Source organism: Mycoplana sp. 10N416 (assembly GCF_056394765.1).
Genome location: NZ_JBFTIM010000011.1, coordinates 88,160 through 107,323, shown reverse-complemented (window position 1 = coordinate 107,323; position 19,164 = coordinate 88,160). Strand labels below are relative to the sequence as shown.

The 19,164-nt window shown below is 63.2% G+C and carries 18 protein-coding genes; 4 read left to right on the top strand and 14 right to left on the bottom strand.

Going from position 1 to position 19,164, the window contains the following annotated elements:
- Positions 1-73 precede the first annotated feature (73 nt).
- Together AC1DDS_RS21250 and AC1DDS_RS21245 are read right to left on the bottom strand one after the other, a co-directional pair.
- Positions 74-850 (bottom strand): ABC transporter substrate-binding protein, encoded by a 777-nt coding sequence (locus AC1DDS_RS21250; RefSeq protein WP_477480661.1) that lies wholly within the window; start codon positions 848-850, stop codon positions 74-76.
- A 168-nt stretch (positions 851-1,018) separates the two neighbouring features.
- The gene (locus AC1DDS_RS21245) at positions 1,019-1,582 is read right to left on the bottom strand and encodes a HutD/Ves family protein (protein ID WP_477480660.1); all 564 of its coding nucleotides are present in this window, start codon (positions 1,580-1,582) and stop codon (positions 1,019-1,021) included.
- 318 nt (positions 1,583-1,900) lie between these two features.
- Here AC1DDS_RS21245 and hutC point away from each other — a divergent pair, with 318 nt between their 5' ends.
- Complete coding sequence (gene hutC / locus AC1DDS_RS21240) at positions 1,901-2,644, top strand: histidine utilization repressor (RefSeq protein WP_477480659.1); 744 nt, start codon at positions 1,901-1,903, stop codon at positions 2,642-2,644.
- A 2-nt stretch (positions 2,645-2,646) separates the two neighbouring features.
- Here hutC and AC1DDS_RS21235 read toward each other — a convergent pair whose 3' ends face one another.
- From AC1DDS_RS21235 to AC1DDS_RS21220, 4 genes are all read right to left on the bottom strand, one after another.
- On the bottom strand, positions 2,647-3,948 hold the full coding sequence (locus tag AC1DDS_RS21235; protein ID WP_477480658.1) for a L,D-transpeptidase family protein: 1,302 nt from the start codon (positions 3,946-3,948) through the stop codon (positions 2,647-2,649).
- Positions 3,949-4,062: 114 nt separating this feature from the next.
- Positions 4,063-5,349, bottom strand: a complete 1,287-nt coding sequence (locus AC1DDS_RS21230) for a DNA polymerase IV (RefSeq protein WP_477480657.1) — start codon at positions 5,347-5,349, stop codon at positions 4,063-4,065.
- A gap of 142 nt (positions 5,350-5,491) precedes the next feature.
- The gene (locus AC1DDS_RS21225; RefSeq protein ID WP_477480656.1) at positions 5,492-6,148 is read right to left on the bottom strand and encodes a hypothetical protein; all 657 of its coding nucleotides are present in this window, start codon (positions 6,146-6,148) and stop codon (positions 5,492-5,494) included.
- Positions 6,148-6,444 carry a DUF3572 domain-containing protein gene (locus AC1DDS_RS21220; RefSeq protein WP_477480655.1) on the bottom strand — a complete coding sequence of 99 codons (297 nt, stop codon included), beginning with the start codon at positions 6,442-6,444 and terminating at the stop codon, positions 6,148-6,150. The genes AC1DDS_RS21225 and AC1DDS_RS21220 overlap by 1 nt, the downstream gene beginning before the upstream one ends.
- A 142-nt stretch (positions 6,445-6,586) precedes the next feature.
- Between AC1DDS_RS21220 and AC1DDS_RS21215 the strand changes: the two genes are divergently transcribed.
- Together AC1DDS_RS21215 and AC1DDS_RS21210 are read left to right on the top strand one after the other, a co-directional pair.
- On the top strand, positions 6,587-6,958 hold the full coding sequence (locus AC1DDS_RS21215; protein ID WP_108001214.1) for a response regulator: 372 nt from the start codon (positions 6,587-6,589) through the stop codon (positions 6,956-6,958).
- A 15-nt stretch (positions 6,959-6,973) separates the two neighbouring features.
- A complete protein-coding gene (locus AC1DDS_RS21210) occupies positions 6,974-8,341 on the top strand; it encodes a PleD family two-component system response regulator (protein WP_477480654.1) in 1,368 nt (455 codons plus the stop codon).
- Between the two features lie 831 nt (positions 8,342-9,172).
- Here AC1DDS_RS21210 and rpmG read toward each other — a convergent pair.
- From rpmG to topA, 6 genes are all read right to left on the bottom strand, one after another.
- Positions 9,173-9,340, bottom strand: a complete 168-nt coding sequence (rpmG, locus tag AC1DDS_RS21205) for a 50S ribosomal protein L33 (RefSeq protein ID WP_258162352.1) — start codon at positions 9,338-9,340, stop codon at positions 9,173-9,175.
- Positions 9,341-9,441: 101 nt separating this feature from the next.
- On the bottom strand, positions 9,442-10,626 hold the full coding sequence (locus AC1DDS_RS21200) for an MFS transporter (RefSeq protein ID WP_477480653.1): 1,185 nt from the start codon (positions 10,624-10,626) through the stop codon (positions 9,442-9,444).
- Positions 10,627-10,638: 12 nt separating this feature from the next.
- Entirely contained in the window at positions 10,639-11,307 is a 669-nt protein-coding gene (locus AC1DDS_RS21195) for an NUDIX hydrolase (RefSeq protein ID WP_477480652.1), read from the bottom strand.
- Complete coding sequence (locus AC1DDS_RS21190) at positions 11,304-11,759, bottom strand: DUF983 domain-containing protein (RefSeq protein WP_477480651.1); 456 nt, start codon at positions 11,757-11,759, stop codon at positions 11,304-11,306. The genes AC1DDS_RS21195 and AC1DDS_RS21190 overlap by 4 nt, the downstream gene beginning before the upstream one ends.
- 110 nt (positions 11,760-11,869) lie before the next feature.
- Positions 11,870-14,224 (bottom strand): ribonuclease R, encoded by a 2,355-nt coding sequence (gene rnr, locus AC1DDS_RS21185; RefSeq protein WP_477480650.1) that lies wholly within the window; start codon positions 14,222-14,224, stop codon positions 11,870-11,872.
- Positions 14,221-16,899, bottom strand: a complete 2,679-nt coding sequence (gene topA, locus AC1DDS_RS21180) for a type I DNA topoisomerase (protein ID WP_477480649.1) — start codon at positions 16,897-16,899, stop codon at positions 14,221-14,223. Before topA ends, rnr begins: the two co-directional genes overlap by 4 nt.
- Positions 16,900-17,132: 233 nt before the next feature.
- On the opposite strand from topA, the gene AC1DDS_RS21175 reads away from it, so the two are divergent.
- Positions 17,133-17,387 (top strand): hypothetical protein, encoded by a 255-nt coding sequence (locus AC1DDS_RS21175; protein ID WP_477480648.1) that lies wholly within the window; start codon positions 17,133-17,135, stop codon positions 17,385-17,387.
- Here the strand turns inward: AC1DDS_RS21175 and dprA are convergent.
- The gene (gene dprA, locus AC1DDS_RS21170; RefSeq protein WP_477480647.1) at positions 17,319-18,464 is read right to left on the bottom strand and encodes a DNA-processing protein DprA; all 1,146 of its coding nucleotides are present in this window, start codon (positions 18,462-18,464) and stop codon (positions 17,319-17,321) included. The two genes, AC1DDS_RS21175 and dprA, sit on opposite strands and share 69 nt — an antisense overlap.
- A 14-nt stretch (positions 18,465-18,478) precedes the next feature.
- On the bottom strand, positions 18,479-19,093 hold the full coding sequence (gene plsY / locus AC1DDS_RS21165; protein WP_477480646.1) for a glycerol-3-phosphate 1-O-acyltransferase PlsY: 615 nt from the start codon (positions 19,091-19,093) through the stop codon (positions 18,479-18,481).
- Positions 19,094-19,164 lie beyond the last annotated feature (71 nt).

Below are 19,164 nucleotides of genomic sequence, written 5' to 3'. Positions count from 1 at the left end.
GTTTTTTCGAGCAGCCACGAAAATGGGCCGGAGGCGCTTCCGCCGCCGGCCCGCATGCGGGATGAGGCTTTTTTTACTTCATCGTGTAGACGTCGATGGCGAAGTACTTGTCGTTGATCTTCTGGTAGGTGCCATCGGCACGGATATCCTTCAGCGCCTGGTTCAGGCGTTCGCGAAGGGCATTGTCCTCCTGGCGCACGGCGATGCCGACGCCGTCGCCGACGAACTTCTTGTCGGTGATCGGCTCGCCGATCAACTCGCAGCAGGCCTTGCCGTCCTCGTTCTTCGTCACCCAGTCGAGAAGCGGGATCATGTCACCAACCTGGAGATCCAGGCGGCCGTTGGCCATGTCGAGGTTCACCTCGTCCTGGGTCGGATAGAGCTTGATGTCGGCATCGGGGTAGACGGCGGCAACATAGTTGGCCTGCGTCGTGCCGGACTGGGCGCCGATCGTCTTGCCCTTCATGCCTTCATTGGTGAAGTCGGTGATATTGGCACCCTTCGGGGCGGCGTGGGTCATGGCGGCCAGATAGTAGGGGTCGGTGAAGGACACCTGCTTCTTGCGTTCGTCGGTGATAAACATCGACGCGATGATCATGTCGTACTTCTTCGCCTGCAGGCCGGGGATGATGCCGTCCCAGTCCTGGGCCACGACCTCGCATTCGACGTTCATCTTCGCGCAGAGCGCAAGCCCGATATCGACGTCGAAGCCGGCGAGCTTGCCCGACGGTTCCGTGAAGTTGAAGGGCGGATAGGCGCCTTCGGTGCCGATCTTCAGCGTTTCGGCGGAGGCGGACGCGGCAAGCAAGGTTGTGGCGGCAAACGCCAAGGCGACGAGCTTCTTCTGCATGACTATTCCCCTGTTGTTTTCTGAGTTGTTCGCAGTCGGTGCGGTGAGCCTAGCGCCGCGCCCGGCATAAACGAAATAGATAGGCATTATAGCAGATATTGTTTCGACTTATGCGCGCGCCGTCCAACCGCCGGCAAATCCCTCGGCCCGTGCGGGCAAGACGTGACCTCAGACTTGCGTCAACCGGACGAGATAGCCCTCCACCGGCATGTCCGTCGTCAGCAGCACGACGCCCTCGATGAAGAGACAGTCGAACCGGCGCAGTTCGGCGGCGTGGCTGCCGATATCTGCGCGTAGATCGCCGAGCGACATCAGTATCGTCACGCCGCCCGGGGCGTCGAAATGCCGTTGGCCTTCGAAGTGCCATCTTTCCACCCGGTGGGTCCAACGCCCGCGTCGGCTCATGACGTTTAGATCGACGATCGGACCCTTCACCAACGAGGCGTTGGTCACGACGTCGGCGGGAAAGGCGAACGGATCGCTTTTCCGGGTCAACGTGACTGCGGGCCGCCCCTCGAGCTCCAGCGTCATACCTTCGCCCTCAACGATCACCAGCGTGCGGTCGATCCCGGGAAACTGGGAGAAGGGGCCGGGGTTCGCGACGGTCGCCATGCTCACACGCCAGTCGAAGTCGGAAAGGCCGGCATCCGGCGGAAACACGGCGATCTCCGCGGTTTCTCCGTCGCCGTTCCAGCGGATCCGACGAAATTCCTCTGAGCGAACGATATGCATGGTCGTACTCCATGGCAACGTTTGTGAGCCAGTATACCGCAACGGTTCTCGACAGGATAACCGGGATTGTCCAATGCTGCTTCGCTCGCCAGCCTCAAGGAGGTGACGGTGGAGCCGCCGCCGGCGCGGGCAGTCGCATCTCGCGCGCCGTCGCGTCCGTCCCCTCCGTTCATTTTCATCTCCGATGTGCCGCCGACATTGTTTCTGCTTCCCTTTGCTGTGAATATTGTATATACATAATCATTGTCGATTGATCCACTGATCGCGCTCGTAGGTTGCGCGTACAGAGATCAACAGCGGGAGGTGTGCGTCGCCGACATGGATGACATCAATGTGCCTGTGCCCCGGGAGCCGTCGTTACATCGGCGCATCCTCGAGGAGGTGGAAGGCAAGATCCTATCGGGTGAATGGCCGCCGGGTTTCCGTATCCCCTTCGAACACGAGCTGACCGAGCACTACGGTTGCTCGCGCATGACGGTCAACAAGGCCATCACCGAACTCGTCAAGCGCGGGCTGATCGAGCGACGCCGCAAGTCCGGAAGTTTTGTCACGCAGCCCCACGCCCAGTCGGCGGTCCTGGAGATCCACGACATCGAGGCGGAGGTGCGCTCGCTCGGTCTGCCGTACCGCTATGAAAGGCTGGCGCGTTTGGAGCGCGCGGCAAAGGTTGGCGACCGGAAGCTGCTGGACCTGCCGGCGGGGGCAAAGCTCATAGAGCTTTCAGCGCTCCACCATGCGGGCGCGCGGCCCTTCTGCCTCGAGGAGCGTATCATTAATCTGCAGGCCGTGCCGGAGGCGGCAGAGGAGGCCTTCGACACAGCGTCCGCCGGCCAGTGGCTGCTTGGACAGGTGCCGTGGAGCGCTGCCGAGCATCGGATCCGTGCCGTTGCCGCCGAACAACGTGTCGCCGACTTGCTGCGCATCGCCCCTGGGGCCGCCTGCCTGGTGATCGAACGCCGCACCTGGAGCGGTGGCAGCTATCTCACCCATGTTCATTTGACCTATCCCGGCGAAAGCCACGAACTTGTCGCCGAATTCGCGCCGACGCATCCGAAGGGGTGAGCTCACTCGATCGTCAGAACCGATGATTCCTTCTTCCGCGGCGTGGTCGAAGGGGCGAACGGCGAGCGGAAGCCGTTGGCATTGGTCAGTGTGATGAAATCCGTCCCCCTTCCAGTTTCCGCCTCGTAGCCGGCATCCGATATGGTGATCGACGCGCCGACGCCGACGAGTGCTGCGATCTGCTGGCGCAACTCCGCAGGGATGGCAACACGGTCCAGAGCGCTCACGATTGGATCCTCTGCGGTCGACACTTCAATGATGCCTGGATCCTTGATGCCGAGGCTGCTGCGCACGCCGTAGGGCAGGTCGTTGTCCATCGTCACCCCGAGCCAGTCGACGTCCCCGCCGTCGACCCCGCGGGCGAGCAGGAAGTGCGTTCCGAGTTCGATTTGCGGCTCGATGATGGTGATATTGCCTTCCAGAATCGGATCGAAGTTGCTGCGTACGAAGAGCTTGCCGTTCGGAGGCAGGTCGCGGCCCGCCTTTCGGAAAACCGCTTCGGCCAAGACCGGCGTGAAGGTCCCGTCGACGGCCAGCCCCTCGGCCGCCTGGAAGGCGCGGATCGCAGCGATCGTCAGTGCGCCATGCTTCCCGTCCGGCACGCCTGCATCGTAGCCGAGCCCGTTCAGCATTTCCTGCACGTCCTTGAGCGTGTCGCTTCCGGTCCGGCGTGTCAGGAGGATGCGCACCCGCTCCGCCGGCGGTGTGCGCGCGATGCTTTCTGTGGTGGTGGGCTCGCCGATGGCGATGGGGACGACGTCGGTCGAGGTCTCCGGTATTGCCGCTCGCAGCGTCACACCCGACAGCAGCGCCGTGTCGGAGGAATGGTGTGCTGAACTGAGCAGGGCCAGCGCCGGATGCTCGATCGGCCGGGGTTCGACCTCGCGGCCGGCAACCAGAACATGGCCGCCGAGGCGAGTCATCCTGAAGAGCTCCCTTGCGAACTTGCCGGGTATGCGGACGCAGCCATGAGAGGCAGGGTAATCGGGGACATGATCCGATGCATGCAAGGCGATGCCCGACCAGGTCAGCCGCTGCATGAAAGGCATCGGCGCCTCGTCATAGATGTTGGAGTAATGCATCGATTTCTTCTCCAGAATCGAGAAGATGCCCGTCGGCGTGGTAAACCCTGGCATGCCGCTGGAGATGCTCGTGCTCGCCACCATCCTGTCGCCGTCATAGACCTTCAGCGTCTGCTGGTCTCTCGAGACGATGATCTGCAGTGGCCCTTCGATCGCTGCGGCGAGCGCGGTGGTGGCTGTCAGGGCGAGAAGTCCGATCCCGGTGGCGAGGCGCAAAAGCATGAGTCCCGTCCCTTACGCGATACTGGGGATATGCCGAGGCTACCGCCTCACCTTTAAGGAAGCCTATATGATTGCCGATTGTCGCCGCCGCGCAAGCAAAACTGCCGCGTATCGTTACCGGCGGTCCTTGCCGAAGGTGTAACCCGTTTCCACGCTCGTCTTGCCGAACTTGTCGCGCAAGGAGTTCATCGCCGCTTCCGCTGCGGCGCGCCGGCTGGCGGCCGGGTCGACGAGATCGGGCGGGTCGGCGCGCTGCGGATCGCAGAGGTCGGTGACGCCGATGCCGATCAGGCGAAACTTGGTGCCGTCGACTTCCTTCTTCAGTAATTCCATGCCGATGCGGAAGATCCGGTCGGCGAGCATCGTCGGGTCTTCGAGCTTGCGGTTGCGCGTGCGGCTCTTGAAGTCGGCGGTCTTGAGTTTCAGGACGACCGTGTGACCGGCGATGTCGGCCTTGCGCAGGCGGACCGCCACCTGTTCGCTCAGCCGGCGCAGGTGAGTGACGAGATCGTCCTGGGCGGAGATGTCGTCGAAGAAGGTTGTTTCGGAAGAAACGCTCTTGGCCGCGTCGTTCAGGTGGACCTCCCGGTCGTCCTGCCCGCGCGAGAGGTGGTAGAGCCGCTTGCCCATGATGCCGTAGCGCCGCATCAACTCGTTTTCCTCGATCGTCTGGAGTTGACCGATCTCGCGGATGCCGTCGCGTTCCAGCGTCTCGGCGAACGCCTTGCCGACGCCCCAGATCAGGCGAACGGATTTCGCTCGCAGGAACTCGATCGCCTCGGTCCGGCCGATGACGGAGAAGCCACGCGGCTTTTGCAGGTCGGATGCGACCTTGGCGAGGAATTTGCAGTAGGACAGACCGATCGAGATCGTGATGCCGATCTCGCGTTCCACTCGCTGGGCGAAGCGGGCGAGCACGCGGGCCGGCGGATCGTGGTGCAGCCGCTCGGTGCCCTTGAGTTCGAGAAAGGCCTCGTCGATCGATAACGGCTGCACGAGTGGCGTCAGTTCCTGCATCAGCGTCCTGACCTGGCGGCCGACACGAACATACTTTTCCATGTCCGGCTTGATCACGACTGCCTGCGGGCACGCTTCCAGCGCCTTGAACATCGGCATCGCCGACCGCACGCCGTGGATGCGGGCGACGTAGCAGGCGGTGGAGACGACGCCGCGTTTACCGCCGCCGATGATCACCGGCTTGTCGACAAGCTCGGGATTGTCCCGCTTCTCGATCGAGGCATAGAAGGCGTCGCAATCGATGTGGGCGAGCGTCAGGGCGTAGAGCTCGTCATGATAGACGAGGCGGGGGCTGCCGCACTTTTGGCAACGGCGTTGCGTTGGCGGTTGCCCGGCGAGGCAATCGCGACAAAAACCAGGATGACGCGTCTCAGCTTGCTGCATGTCGAGAACAAAGGTTGAACATTCGCAGATTAGCGTCCTGGTTGATGAGTCTCAAGAGCCCGCGCTTGAACCCACAGCATTGCATGAGGGCAGTCGCGGCTATTTCCGTTCGTAACCTCGCCGGCGCGGCCCGGCACTCGCATCACCCGCCTGCCGGTTTTGCGAAGTGGCTGCGGATCAGCCGCGCCGCGTGGCTCCAGTCGGTGGCGCGCAGGACGTTCGCGCCCGGGTCGGGTGCCATCGCGCGGAACGCCTCGTTGGCCATCAACTGCACGAGCAGCGCCTCGGGTGCGCTTTGCTGGACGGACAGATGATTGAAGTGGATGTCGTCGATGAAGGCGAGCGGCAGGTTTCGGGCGCCATGCAGGGCGTGGACGACCGGGCCTTTCGCCTCCTCCGTCGCCACCATGGGAAAGGCGAGGCCGATGCGGTCGAGCAGACGCCGGCGCGCCGCGACATGGCGGGGCGGCATGGCGGTCAGGAACACGACGTCGGCATCGCGGCCAAGGGACTGAACGGTTTCGACGGCAAGGGCGGCTGGCGTCTGCCAGGCCTCTTGGGTGGCGAAAAAATCCTCCTGCAGCGCATCGACGACCGCATCGAGGGTGGCCTCGCCGGTTGCGCTGTCGATGATGTTGCCGTGCAGCCGGAAGGAGCGTGGCAGCAGATCGTGGCCGTGGCTCCGCAGGAAGGCGCCGAACGGCGAAAGGTATTCGAGCACGACCTCATCGATATCGCAGACGAGCAGCGGCCTGTCGCCAAGGCGAACGTGGTCGAGCATGAACGGGGCCCCGGCCATCACCAGCCGCCGTCGTGGCTGCCACCGCTGAGGCTGGCGTGCGCGCGCACCACTTGCTCCGGTTTCGTCCCGGTCGCTTCGCAGAAAGCCATCAATGTCGGCTCATGGCCCATGAGAAAGTCGACAAGCCCGGCAAGGAAACCGCGGTTGGTTGCCGCGGCGCGTACAGCCGAGGGGTCGACACCGGTCAAGGCCAGGAAGCGGGACAAAAGTTCCGGCTCGCCGGCCAGCCAGGCGAGGACCGCGATCGCCGTCGATTCGGCGGCCTGGACCGATGTATCTTTTTGGCTTTGCATGGCAATTTCCCGGAAAAGTTACCTTTTGGTCAACCAAATGCCGCTATCTTCGCAAGGATCGTGCTGGGTGAATTCGGCATTGCGGCAACTTATATCTCTCTTGGGGGCGTTGCAAAGCTGGAGTGAGGGGCAAGGACGTGTAATGCCGAAACAGGTGATGATAGTCGAGGACAACGAGCTTAACATGAAGCTCTTCCGGGACCTCATCGAGGCGTCCGGTTATACGACGATCCAGACCAGAAATGGCATGGAAGCCCTCGATCTCGCCCGCCGCTACCGCCCCGATCTGATTCTCATGGACATCCAGTTGCCGGAGGTCTCCGGCCTCGAGGTGACGAAGTGGCTGAAGGAGGACGATGAACTGCACGTCATCCCCGTGATCGCCGTCACGGCCTTCGCGATGAAGGGCGACGAGGAGCGAATCCGCCAGGGGGGATGCGAGGCCTACGTCTCCAAGCCGATTTCGGTGCCGAAGTTCATCGAAACGATCAAGACTTATCTGGGCGACGCCTGAGGCGGGGACGGGACGATGACAGCACGCATCCTCGTCGTCGATGACATTCCCGCCAACGTCAAGCTGCTGGAGGCACGGCTTCTGGCCGAATACTTCGACGTGCTGACGGCGGCAAACGGCTACGATGCGCTTGCGATCTGCGAACGAACCCAAGTCGACCTCATCCTTCTCGACGTGATGATGCCGGGCATCGACGGGTTCGAGGTGTGCGAGCGTCTCAAGGACAATCCGCGCACGGCGCATATCCCCGTCGTGATGGTCACGGCGCTCGACCAGCCTTCGGACCGGGTGAGGGGGCTCAAGGCCGGTGCCGACGACTTCCTGACCAAGCCGGTGAACGACCTGCAGCTGATGTCGCGGGTGAAGAGCCTGGTGCGGCTGAAGACCTTGACCGACGAACTGAGGGGGCGGGCGGCGGCCGCTCACGCGATTGGCGTGGAGGCGGGGCTTGTTTCTGCCCTCGGCGACGAACCCGGCTCGGTCCTGCTCGTGGACGGCCGCGGCAGCTCGCAGGAGCGGATCGTCCGCGCGCTCCGGCCGATTGCCGACGTCACCTGCATGTCCGATCCGCAGGCGGCCTTGTTCGAGGCTGCGGAAAATCCATTCGAGCTCGTCATCGTCAACGCCAATTTCACCGAGTACGATCCCCTGCGGCTGTGTTCGCAATTGCGGTCGCTGGAGCGCACGCGCTACCTGCCGATCCTGCTGATCTCCGAACAGGACAATGACGACATGGTGGTTCGCGCGCTCGATCTTGGCGTGACGGACTACCTGATGCGCCCGATCGAGCCGAATGAGCTTTTGGCCCGCAGCCTGACCCAGATCCGCAGGAAGCGCTACAACGACCGGCTTCGCTCCAGCGTGACCCAGTCGATCGAGCTCGCGGTCATCGACGGCCTGACCGGATTGCACAATCGCCGCTATCTCGACAGCCACTTGAAGCTGCTGGTGGACCGCTCGATGGCGCGTGGTCGCAAGATGTCCGTCTGCATCACCGACATCGACCGCTTCAAGCTCATCAATGACACGTACGGCCATGATGTCGGCGATGCGGTCCTGCGCGAGTTCGCAAACCGGTTGCGGACCGCCGTGCGCGGCGCTGATCTCGCATGCCGTTACGGCGGAGAGGAATTTGTGCTTGTCATGCCGGATACCTCGGCTGAGACGGCAACAGCGGTCGCAGAGCGGCTGCGGATGACGATCGAACAGGAACCCTTCTCGGTACCAGGCGTCGCAGCCGCCCTGCAAGTGACGGCTTCGCTTGGTATCGCGTCGCTTCTTTCGGATGGTGATGGGCCCGACGCGCTGATGAAGCGTGCGGACAAGGCGCTCTACGAAGCCAAGCGAAGCGGCCGCAACCGCGTTGTGGCCGCCGCCGCGTAGCAACTCATATCCCTGGCCGGCCTTCGCCGGTGCCCTTTTGCCCGCACAGTCGTTTCACCGATCGAATCGCACGGTGCGTTGCGTGGCAAATAAAACACAGTCTCCCTGCAGAATTTGTTTTCCACAGCTTTCCTTGGCGAAACCTGATCACGGGTCAAGTTTCCGAGGGGCAGCAAGCCGGCGGCGGTTGCTAACCCATGTGTTGTAGGGAGCGCCGAAATTTTTCCGTCCTGGCTACTTTTAGTAATTTATAATACTGTTTAGGTTTGTTAATGTATTCAACGTCTTCTGAATGCGGGGTGGATGGGGTTACCCGGCGTCAGGGCATATAGTACCGGCGATATGCATCTGGGGGTTGTTGATTTCGCCGATAAATATTGTTGTAAATCATAACGTTTTCTTCGCCTGATTCCCTGTGGTGTAGGCAAACGAATTAACCATGGCTGCTGGCGGCGCGTCGGCGGCGCCTAAGATTTCGTTGATTTTTTTTCAATTCCGCGCAATCCTCTCCTTAAAGGCGAGCGTAAGAGCTCCTTACCGGTTACGTTACCCCATGATGCTAGGTCCGCCGCATCTCCTGGGTCGTGGGGTCGGCCGGCTGGTGACGACATAAGCGGAATCCTCGTGCCGTGGTCTTCCTCAGCCGGCCCCCATTTGACGCCGCTTCCGAAAGGAGGCGGCGTCGTGGTTTTCACCATCCTCCATTGAAAGACTTTGTGCCGAGATCGCTTGCAAGGCGGTGGTGTCCGGTGCTTGTCGGGTGGAGTGCCGGACATGAAAAAGGGCGCGCCGCTTGCGCGGGCGCCCTTTTAAGGACCGAAGAAATCAAGCTTACTTGATCTTGGTTTCCTTGAACTCGACGTGCTTGCGCACGACCGGGTCATACTTCGTCTTGGTCATCTTTTCCGTCATCGTGCGGCTGTTCTTCGTCGTGACGTAGAAAGTGCCGGTGTCGGCCGTCGACAGCAGCTTGATCTTGATGGTGGTAGCCTTGGCCATGGTCGTCCTGCCTTTACAAAAACGAAGCCGTGGACGACCAGTCCGGTTCCACGGCGTTGAACTCTAAATGTGGCGCGAAACTACAAATCGCGCCCGAAAAGTCAAGCCCGTTTTGGCCGCATTGCCATGCGGGCAAGGGAAAGTGCGACATAGAGTCCGAAGAAGAACACGATTGCCCATGCAAAGCCGTTCGCGCCGGCCATATCGATGGCCGCGCCGATCGCCTGCGGTCCGGCGACGGTGCCCACAGCATAGCAGAAGATGAAGGCAGCGTTGGCGGCTGCAAGGTCGGCGCCGTGGAGGCGGGATCCGAGATGGCTGAGGCCGACGGTATAGAGACCGGCCACGCAGCCGCCCCAGAACAGCAGCACCGTCGCCATCAACAGCCAGTTTTCCGCCAGGAGCGGCAGTGACGCAGCGCCGATCAGGCCGATCAGTGCCATGATCGACAACAGGCTGCGCCGGTCCTTCATCCGGTCGGAGAGCATGCCGAGCGGGATCTGGAAGATGAAGTTGCCGATTCCCATGACGGTGAGGAGCAGGGCCGCCTGCGATTCGCTGAAGCCGATGCGCGTCGCATAGATCGGAAACAGCGACAGGCCTCCGACTTCGACCGCGCCAAAGATGAACACCGCAGCCGTGGCCGTGGGCACGAGGAAGACGTAGCGCAGAAAATGCAGTTCAGGCTTTTCCTCGATGGTCGGGCTTTCCTTGCGGGCGATCAGAATGGGGACGGCCGCAAGCAGGATTACAAAGGCACCGACGGCGAAGGGGCGGGGCCCGTCGCTGCCGAGCAGGGAGAACAGGAGCGGGCCAGCGGCGAAGCCCAGCGAGAGCACGGTCGCGTAGATGCCCAGCACCAGCCCGCGCCGGCGCGGCGGGGCGGCGGCGTTGATCCAGAACTCCGACAGGATGAAGATCATCGTGATCGCGCCGTGAAACACCAGGCGCAGCGGAAACCACAGCCAGAAATTCTGGATGAAGTAAAAGCCGAGTGAACTGGCGGCGGCCAGGACGATCGCCGTCACCATTGTGGTCGATGTGCCGTACCGATGCGCGATCTGCGTGGTGAAGGGGGCTGCGAGCATCGAAGCGATGCCCGCCATCGCGGAATTCAGGCCGATCAGCGTCGAGGGAATGCCGCGCTTTTCCATGATGATGCTGAGCAGCGGCAGGCCGAGGCCGATCGCAATTCCGACGGCCGAAATCGCTGCGATCGCAGCGAAGAGCGACCGCCAGTGAATGCTGTCCACCGGGGTCTTTTTGCCGGACTGCGATTTTGACATCAGCACATGGCCTTAAAGCGTATTGCGGACAACCTGCCCGCGATGGTTCCGAAAGAAAGCCACGTGTGTCCCGAACGGCAGGGACGGGTCCTCCTGCAGGCACCGCTTCAGTTCTTCGAGCACCTGGATGGTGATCATGTGCATATCGACATCTAACTGCTCGAATATGTCGATCCAGCGTAGATCCAGGAGTTCGTGACTGTCCGCTGCTGCCGTCGGGTCGATCTCGGCTTCATCGGTGAACAGGGCGAAGAAACGCGTGTCGAACCGACGCGACTGGCCCGGCGGGGTGATCGCGCGGGCGAAGAAGCGCAGAGCCGAGAGATCGGGGAGAAACGGCAACGCGCCCGGTTTGCCGGAGACGTGATTGCCGATGGTCAATCCGGCCTCTTCGTGAAGTTCGCGCAGGGCCGCAACGCCGAGCCCGTGCAGCGTCGCCTGCCTCGTGCGCGCCGGTGTGTGCAAGGCCAGCCGTTCGATAGCGGCGGGATGCAGCGGCGCGCTGACGGGCGTGCGCGAATCGTGGCGGTCACGGCGACCGCCTGGAAAGACGTAGACATCAGGCATGAAGACGTGCTTGCTGCTGCGCTTGCCCACCAAAACGCGAAACCGGTCCTGCGATCGGTCGATCAGGAGGACAGAGGCGGCATCCACCGGCCGCAGGGGGGCAGGTTTCGTCATGCGGCCGGGTCGTGAAGCGTAACGCCGTCCCCAAGCTTGTCGGCCTCGCCGCCGAACCCGTGCATCTTGAGTGCCCACTGCAGGCCGATCACGCCGCCCTTGACCGGCTGCATGAGCCCTAGCGCCCCCAGGAGTGTCAGGGGAGCCCAGATCGCAAGGTGCACCCAGGTGGGGAACGGAAAGATGAGGTCGGTCATCATGTAGCCAGCGACAACGATATGACCGACGATGGTGATCACGATATAGGGCGGCAGGTCGTCGGCGCGATGGTGCAGCATCTCCTCGCCGCAGACCGAACAGTCGTCGACCGGCTTGAGAAACGCCCTGAACAGGCGTCCTTCACCGCAGGACGGGCAGCGGTTAAGCAGGCCGCGTTTGATCGCCCGGCCGACCGGACGGTCGTATCCCGAAGCGTCCGGACCAATTTTCGTCTGTTGAAACGTCGCCTGCATATCCATGTCCTTCTGCCGGCGCCACTTGCCGGCCTAGCGCCTGCCAACTTTCGGTCGCGGTCGGCGTGGCTTCAAGTCTTAGATGCGCGTCGCCGTGGACGCCGTGTCTTCTAACGTCTGCCGCGCGGCGGGCGCGTACCGGGCTGGCGCCGTGAGCCGGCGCGTTCGCGCCGACCCGCCTTGTGGAAGGAGCGTGTGCCGGTCGGCATCTTGCGCCCCTCGCTCAACATGTCGAACCGCAGGGCTCCGGCAAGCGGCACGGCCTCTGCGAGCCGGACCTGTACCTCATCCCCCAATCGATAGCCAAGGCCGGTCTTTTCTCCCGTCAGCGCCTGGTGCGCCTCGTCGAACAGATAATAATCACGGCCGAGTGTAGATACAGGCACGAAGCCGTCGGCGCCATAGGCGGGGAGAGTGACAAATAGTCCCGCCTTCGTGACCCCCGACACCCGGCCGTCGAATTCCTCGCCGATGCGGCCGGCGAGATGATGGGCGATCAGCCGGTCCACCGTGTCGCGCTCCGCCGCCATGGCGCGGCGCTCGAAGGTCGAGATCTCCGCGGCGATGTCGTCCAGCGCCCCCTCTTCACCGGTCGTCAGTCCCCCTTCACCGAGCTTCAGAGAGGCGACCAGGGCCCGGTGTACGATCAGGTCGGCGTAGCGGCGGATCGGCGAGGTGAAGTGCGCGTACTTCATCAGGTTCAGGCCGAAATGGCCGATGTTCTCCGGGCTGTAGATGGCCTGGCTCTGGGAGCGCAGCACCATTTCGCTGACCATCTGCTCGTATGGCTTCTCGGCGGCCTTCTTGAGGATGCCGTTGAAGTGGTTCGATCGCATGTTCCCGCCCTTGGCGAGCGCGATGTCCAATGTCGCAAGAAACTCGCGCAGGGTTTCCTGCTTGGCAAGCGAGGGCGCGTCGTGGACGCGATAGATCAGTGCCTGCCGCTTGTTCTCGAGCGTCTCGGCGGCGGAGACGTTCGCCTGGATCATCATTTCCTCGATCAGCTTGTGGGCATCGAGGCGGGGCGGGACGAACACACGATCGACCGTGCCGTCCTCCTTCAGCAGGATCTTGCGCTCCGGCAAGTCGAGTTCGAGCGGCTGGCGCCGGTCGCGGCCGACGGTCATGATATGGTAGGCGTTCCAGAGCGGCTTCAGGATCGTTTCGAGGATCGGCCCGGTCTTGTCGTCGGGCGCACCGTCGATCGCAGCCTGCGCCTGTTGATACGAGAGCTTGGCCGCACTTTTCATCATGATGCGGTGGAAAGTGTGGCTTGCCTTGCGTCCTTCCTTGGAGAAGACCATGCGCACGGCCAGAGCAGGGCGGTCGATACCCTCCTTCAGCGAGCAGAGATCGTTGGAAATCCGTTCCGGCAGCATCGGCACGACGCGGTCGGGGAAGTAGACGGAATTGCCGCGCTTGAGCGCCTCCCGATCGAGCGCCGAACCGGGACGGACATAGTAGCTGACGTCCGCAATCGCCACCGTGACGATAACACCACCGGGGTTCTCGGGCCTGGTATCGGCCTCGGCATAGACGGCGTCGTCGTGATCCTTGGCATCTGCCGGGTCGATCGTGATCAGTGGCAGGTCACGCCAGTCCTCGCGGTGCGACATCGTCGCCGGCCCGGCATCGGCTGCTTCCTTGATCACGCCGTCCGGGAAAACGTGGGGAATGCCATGGGCGTGGATTGCGATCATCGAGATCGCTTTTTCAGAGGCCACCGAGCCGATGACCGACTTGATCTGTGCGCGCGGCAATCCATAGCGTCCAATGCGGACGACGTCGATTTCGACGAGGTCGCCGTCCTTCGCGCCGGCGGTGAAATCGCTGTCGACGGCCAGTTCCTCGCCACGCCGCTCGATCGGCATGATGCGGCCGCCGCCGTCTGGCATCGCGCGAAACACGCCCATGCCGGCATTCTTGCGCTTGTCGAGGACCTTGATGATGCGCGCGGTATAGGCCGGGCCGCCGCGATCCTTGGCCGCGAAGATCTTGGCCAGAACGCGATCGCCGAGGCCTGCGACGGGACCCTTGCCCGAGGTCTTGCCGACGGTCGATTGCCGGATGGCCACGGCCGGCGCCACGCCCGCATCCTCCAGCCACTCGGCCGGCCGGCCGATCAGTTCGCCGGTGACGTCGCGCGTGGTGATGTCGAGGACGGCGACCGGGGGAAGTGCGCCGGGACGGACCAGCGACTTGCGCCGCTTCTCCAGCAGGCCCTCCTCCTCAAAACTCTTCAGCAGTTGCTTCAGTTCGACCCGCTTTTCGCCCTTGAGGCCGAACTCCTTGGAGATCTCGCGCTTGGAGGCCTTGTCCGGATGATCGGCGATGAACCGCAGCAGCACCTCGCGCGGCGGGATTTCGCCGTGGATCAGCGGAACGTCGGCGCCGGGCGGCAGGTCGCGTCCCGCGCGGCCGGGCCGTTTCGTTTGCCTCGACCGGTCGCGCGGATCATGCGTCATTCGCTTGCCTTCTTGGTTTTACCGGCGGCCTTGGCCTTCGTGCCGGTCGCCTTGGCGGTCTTCGTCGTTTTGGCCTTGGAGGTCGTAGTTTTCGCGGCGGCGGTCTTGGCCTTGGGGGAGGCGGACTTGGCCTTGGCCTTCGTTCCGCCGCTCTTGCCCGCCTTTTCGGCGATCAGCACCAGCGCTTCTTCGAGCGTCACCGAGTCCGCCTCCTTGCCTTTCGGCAGGGTGGCGTTGACCTTGCCCCAATTGACATAGGGGCCGTAACGGCCGTCGCGGACGGTGATGGCGCCGCCGTCGGGATGGTCTCCCAACGTCTTGAGGGCCGCCGGCGTTCCCCGGCCGCGGGCACCGCCGCCCTTGGTCTGCTTGTCGGCCAGAACCGAGACGGCGCGATTGAGGCCAATCGAGAACACGTCCTCGACGTTTTCCAGGTTTGCATAGGTGCCATCGTGCAGCACGAATGGTCCGTAGCGACCGATGCCGGTGGAGATCATCTTGCCGGATTCGGGGTGCGCGCCGATATCGCGCGGCAGCGACAGCAGGGCGATCGCCTTCTCATGGTCGATGCTGGCAGGCGTCCATCCCTTCGGCAGGCTCGAGCGCTTCGCTTCCTTGCCGTCGCCGCGCTGGACGTAGGGCCCGAAGCGGCCGGAGCGCAGGGTGATCTCCTCGCCGGTGTGCGGATCCTTGCCGAGGCTCTGCGGCTCGTTGGAGGCAGCCGCCTCCGCGTCGCCGTTCGTCTCGGACGAGAGCTGGCGGGTGAAGTTGCACTCCGGGTAGTTCGAGCAGCCGACGAAGGCGCCGTAGCGGCCGAGCTTCAGCGACAGCTTGCCGGTCCCGCAGACCTGGCACGTGCGCGGATCGCTGCCGTCTTCGCGCTTGGGGAAGACCAGCGGCGCAAGGATGTCGTTCAGCGCATCGAGCACGTTGGTGACGCGCAGTTCCTTGGTCTCGTCGATCTGGGCGATGAAGTCCTTCCAGAAGTCGCGCAGGACGTCCTTCCAGTTCAGTTCGCCGGCCGAGATCTGATCGAGCTTTTCTTCGAGCGATGCGGTGAAGTCGTACTCGACATAGCGGGTGAAGAAGCTCTCGAGGAAGGCGGTGACGAGACGGCCCTTGGCTTCCGGGATCAATTTTCGCTTGTCGATCGCGATGTATTCGCGGTCTTCCAGGGTCTTCAGCGTCGCGGCATAGGTCGAAGGCCGGCCGATACCGAGCTCTTCCATCTTCTTGATCAGCGAAGCTTCGGAGTAGCGCGGCGGCGGCTCGGTGAAATGCTGGGTGGCGTTGATCTTCTGCTTGGCGAGGTTTTCGCGTGCATTGATCTCCGGCAGGCGGCCGTCCTCGTCACCGTCGTCGGATTGCTCGCCGTCCTCCTTCTGATCGGTATAGGCGGCGATAAAGCCGTCGAAGCGGATGACCGAACCCGTTGCGCGCAGGCCGGCATGCTTACCGGCCTTGTCGGCGTCGATCTCTACGGTCGTGCGCTCGATCTCGGCCGATGCCATCTGGCTGGCGATCGCACGCTTCCAGATTAGGTCGTACAGCTTGGCCTGGTCCGGATCGAGAGTGCGCCGGACATGGTCGGGAACGCGGTTGAAGTCGGTCGGGCGGATCGCCTCGTGCGCTTCCTGGGCGTTCTTTGCCTTGGTGGAGTAGAGGCGAGCCTTCTCCGGCAGGTAGCGGTCGCCGAACTGGCTGCCGATCGCCTGGCGCGCCGCATCGATTGCCTCCGGCGCCATCTGCACGCCGTCGGTACGCATATAGGTGATCAGGCCGACGGTCTCGCCGCCGATATCGATGCCTTCATAAAGCCTCTGCGCCACCTGCATGGTGCGCGAGGCGGAGAAGCCAAGCTTCGAGGACGCCGCCTGCTGCAGGGTGGAGGTGGTGAAAGGCGGCGCCGGGTTGCGCCTCGTCGGTTTCGCCTCGACGCTCTCGACGCGATAGCTCGCGCCTTCGAGCAGATCCTTCAGGCGGTTGGCCTCGTCCGCATTGCCGATCGCTTTCGCCTGCAGGCGCTTGCCATCGGCAGAAACGAGGCGTGCCTCGAATTCGTCGCCGCGCGGGGTCTTCAGCAATGCCGAGATGTTCCAGTATTCCTCGGACACGAAGCGTTCGATCTCTGACTCGCGGTCGCAGACGAGGCGCAACGCAACCGACTGCACGCGGCCGGCCGAGCGGGCGCCCGGCAGCTTCCGCCAGAGCACCGGCGACAGGTTGAAGCCGACCAGATAGTCGAGCGCACGACGGGCCAGGTAAGCGTCGACCAGAGCGATGTCGATGTCGCGCGGCGACTTCATCGCGTCGAGCACTGCGGCCTTGGTGATGGCGTTGAAGACGACGCGCTTGACCGGCTTGTCGCCGAGCACCCGCTTCTTCTTCAGGAGGTCGAGCACGTGCCAGGAGATCGCTTCACCTTCGCGATCCGGGTCGGTGGCGAGGATCAGTCCATCGGAGGACTTAACCGCATCAGCGATGTCCTTCATCCGCTTGGCGGAGGCGCCGTCGACCTCCCAGGACATCTCGAAGTCCTGGTCGGGCAGCACCGAGCCGTCCTTGGCGGGCAGGTCGCGCACATGGCCGAACGAGGCCAGGACCTTGTAGCCCGAACCCAGATACTTGTTGATTGTCTTGGCCTTGGCAGGCGATTCTACCACTACAACATTCATCGTCGTTCTCTGAAGCCGGGGGCGTTCCCGGCGGGATGGCCCTTTTGATATGCGATGCGCGCCGGCGTTGTCGTCGCCTCGAAATGAACAGGGAAAGCGTCCCGGTCAAGAGGCGAAGCCAAAATAACGGATGCAATGCAACCTAAAGGAGATTTAACGCCTGTTGCAATTTATGATAAAGGTTGTATCGTTTCCCGTGTGCCATGCAAGCGGTAGTCAGACAGGAACGCGACATGAATTCCAAACCGAGGGTCCCCGTACCGACTGGTGGGCAAACGCGGGAGAAAGTCGCCTTCATTCGCCAGATGCGCGGTGAGCTTCGCGCCGTGGCCGATGCCGAGGGCGCCGAGATGCTCCGCTATCTGATCGAAATGGCCTATCTGGAGGCCGGTGATATCCTGGCCGGTCTGCGGCCGCTGTCAATCGATGGCGAGGGCAACCAGCCCGCCGGAATAACGGTGGAGCCGGCCGGCAAGGTCCAGTTCTAGCAGCACGAGATAGACGGTCGCGGCAGGCAGGTCGGTGTGGCGGATGATCTCGTCGATCTCAACCGGGGTCGGCCCGAGCGCGGAGGCAATGCGGTCGCGATCGCCGTCGTTCGGGGGAAGGGGGAGGTCGCCGCTGTCCACTGCAGGCTCGTCCGCGCCGCTCACGGTCTGGAACTGATCCGCACCATGAAGCGGTGCCAGTGCGTCCAGAACGTCGGATGCACTGGTCGTGACGATGGCACCGTCCTTCAACAGCTCATTTGTGCCATGGGCGCGCGGATCGAGCGGAGAACCGGGCACGGCAAAGACCAGTCGACCGAAGTCTGCCGCGTTGCGCGCCGTGATGAGCGAACCGGAACGGTTGGCTGCTTCCACCACGACCAGTCCCAGTCCCATTCCGGCGATCAGCCGGTTCCGTCGCGGAAAGTCCCTCGCCCTCGGCTCCCAGCCAAACGGCATCTCGCTCACTGCCAGTCCGTTTCCCGAGGTGATCTCACCGAGGAGGCCGATATTTTCCGGCGGGTAGGGCTGGTCGAGACCGCCCGCCATTGCGGCGATGGTGCCGGTCGCAAGGCTGGCGCGGTGCGCGGCGGTGTCGATGCCGCGGGCCAGTCCGGAAACGACAGCGTATCCGGCAGTTCCCAGGTCTCGCGCCAGCATTCCGGCGAACTTTGCCCCGACGATCGAGGCATTGCGCGAGCCGACGATGCCGACGGCTACGTCATTGGCGATCCGAAGGTTCCCCTTCATCGCCAGAAGGGGCGGCGCTCCGTCGGTCTTGCGGAGCAGGGCCGGGTAGTCGGGCTCGCCGATGCCGACGAAGACCGCGTCATGGCGGTAGGCCAGGGCCAATTCACGCTCGGCGTCGGCATGGCTTGCGATCCGGATCGCGCGTGCAGCGCCGCCGCGGCGGGAAAGCTCCGGCAGCATTTCCAGGGCAGCCTCGGCGGTGCTGAAGTGATTGATGAGATCCCGGAAGGTGACGGGGCCGACATTGTCGCTGCGGATCAGGCGCAGCCAGGCGATCCTCTGTTTCTCCGATAGCGCAATTCCCTGCCTGCCTGCGCCGTCGGACATGTTTCCCCCTGGTTCTAGCCCTTGTCGCCGATCTTGCTCTCTGTACCGCTCATGAGTCGGCCGATGTTGGCGCGGTGCTTCCACCAGGTGATTGCTGTCAGAAGGGCGAAGAGCACCGCTACCTTCTCGTTGCCGGAAAACCACAATACAACCGGAGTTGCAGCTGTTGCAACCAGGGCGGAGAGCGAGGAATAGCGGCTGAAGTACGCGACAATCAGCCAGATCGCGGCGAAGACGGCCAGCATGATCGGGGCAAGGCCGAGCAGGATGCCGAGGTAGGTGGCGACCCCCTTGCCGCCCTTGAAGCCGAGCCAAACCGGGAAGAGGTGGCCGATGAAGGCGGCAAACCCGGCCGCGAGCCCGGCATCCAGTCCGAAGCGGGAGGCGATCGCGGCGGCGGCCGTGCCTTTCAGAGCATCGAGGAGCAGGGTGGCGGCGGCGAGCTTCTTGTTGCCGGTGCGAAGCACATTGGTCGCGCCGATATTGCCGGACCCGATCTTGCGGACATCCCCGAGCCCGGCCATGCGGGTCAGGATCAGGCCAAACGGGATCGAGCCCAGCAAATAGCCGAAGGCGAGGCTCAGAAGCGTCGGCAGTGGCGCAAGCTGCCATGTGAATAGGTCGGACACTCTACTGTTTCCCCCGAGATTGCCGATCGGTCATGATCTATCGCAGCACTGTTGCCCCTCGCGCATCCATT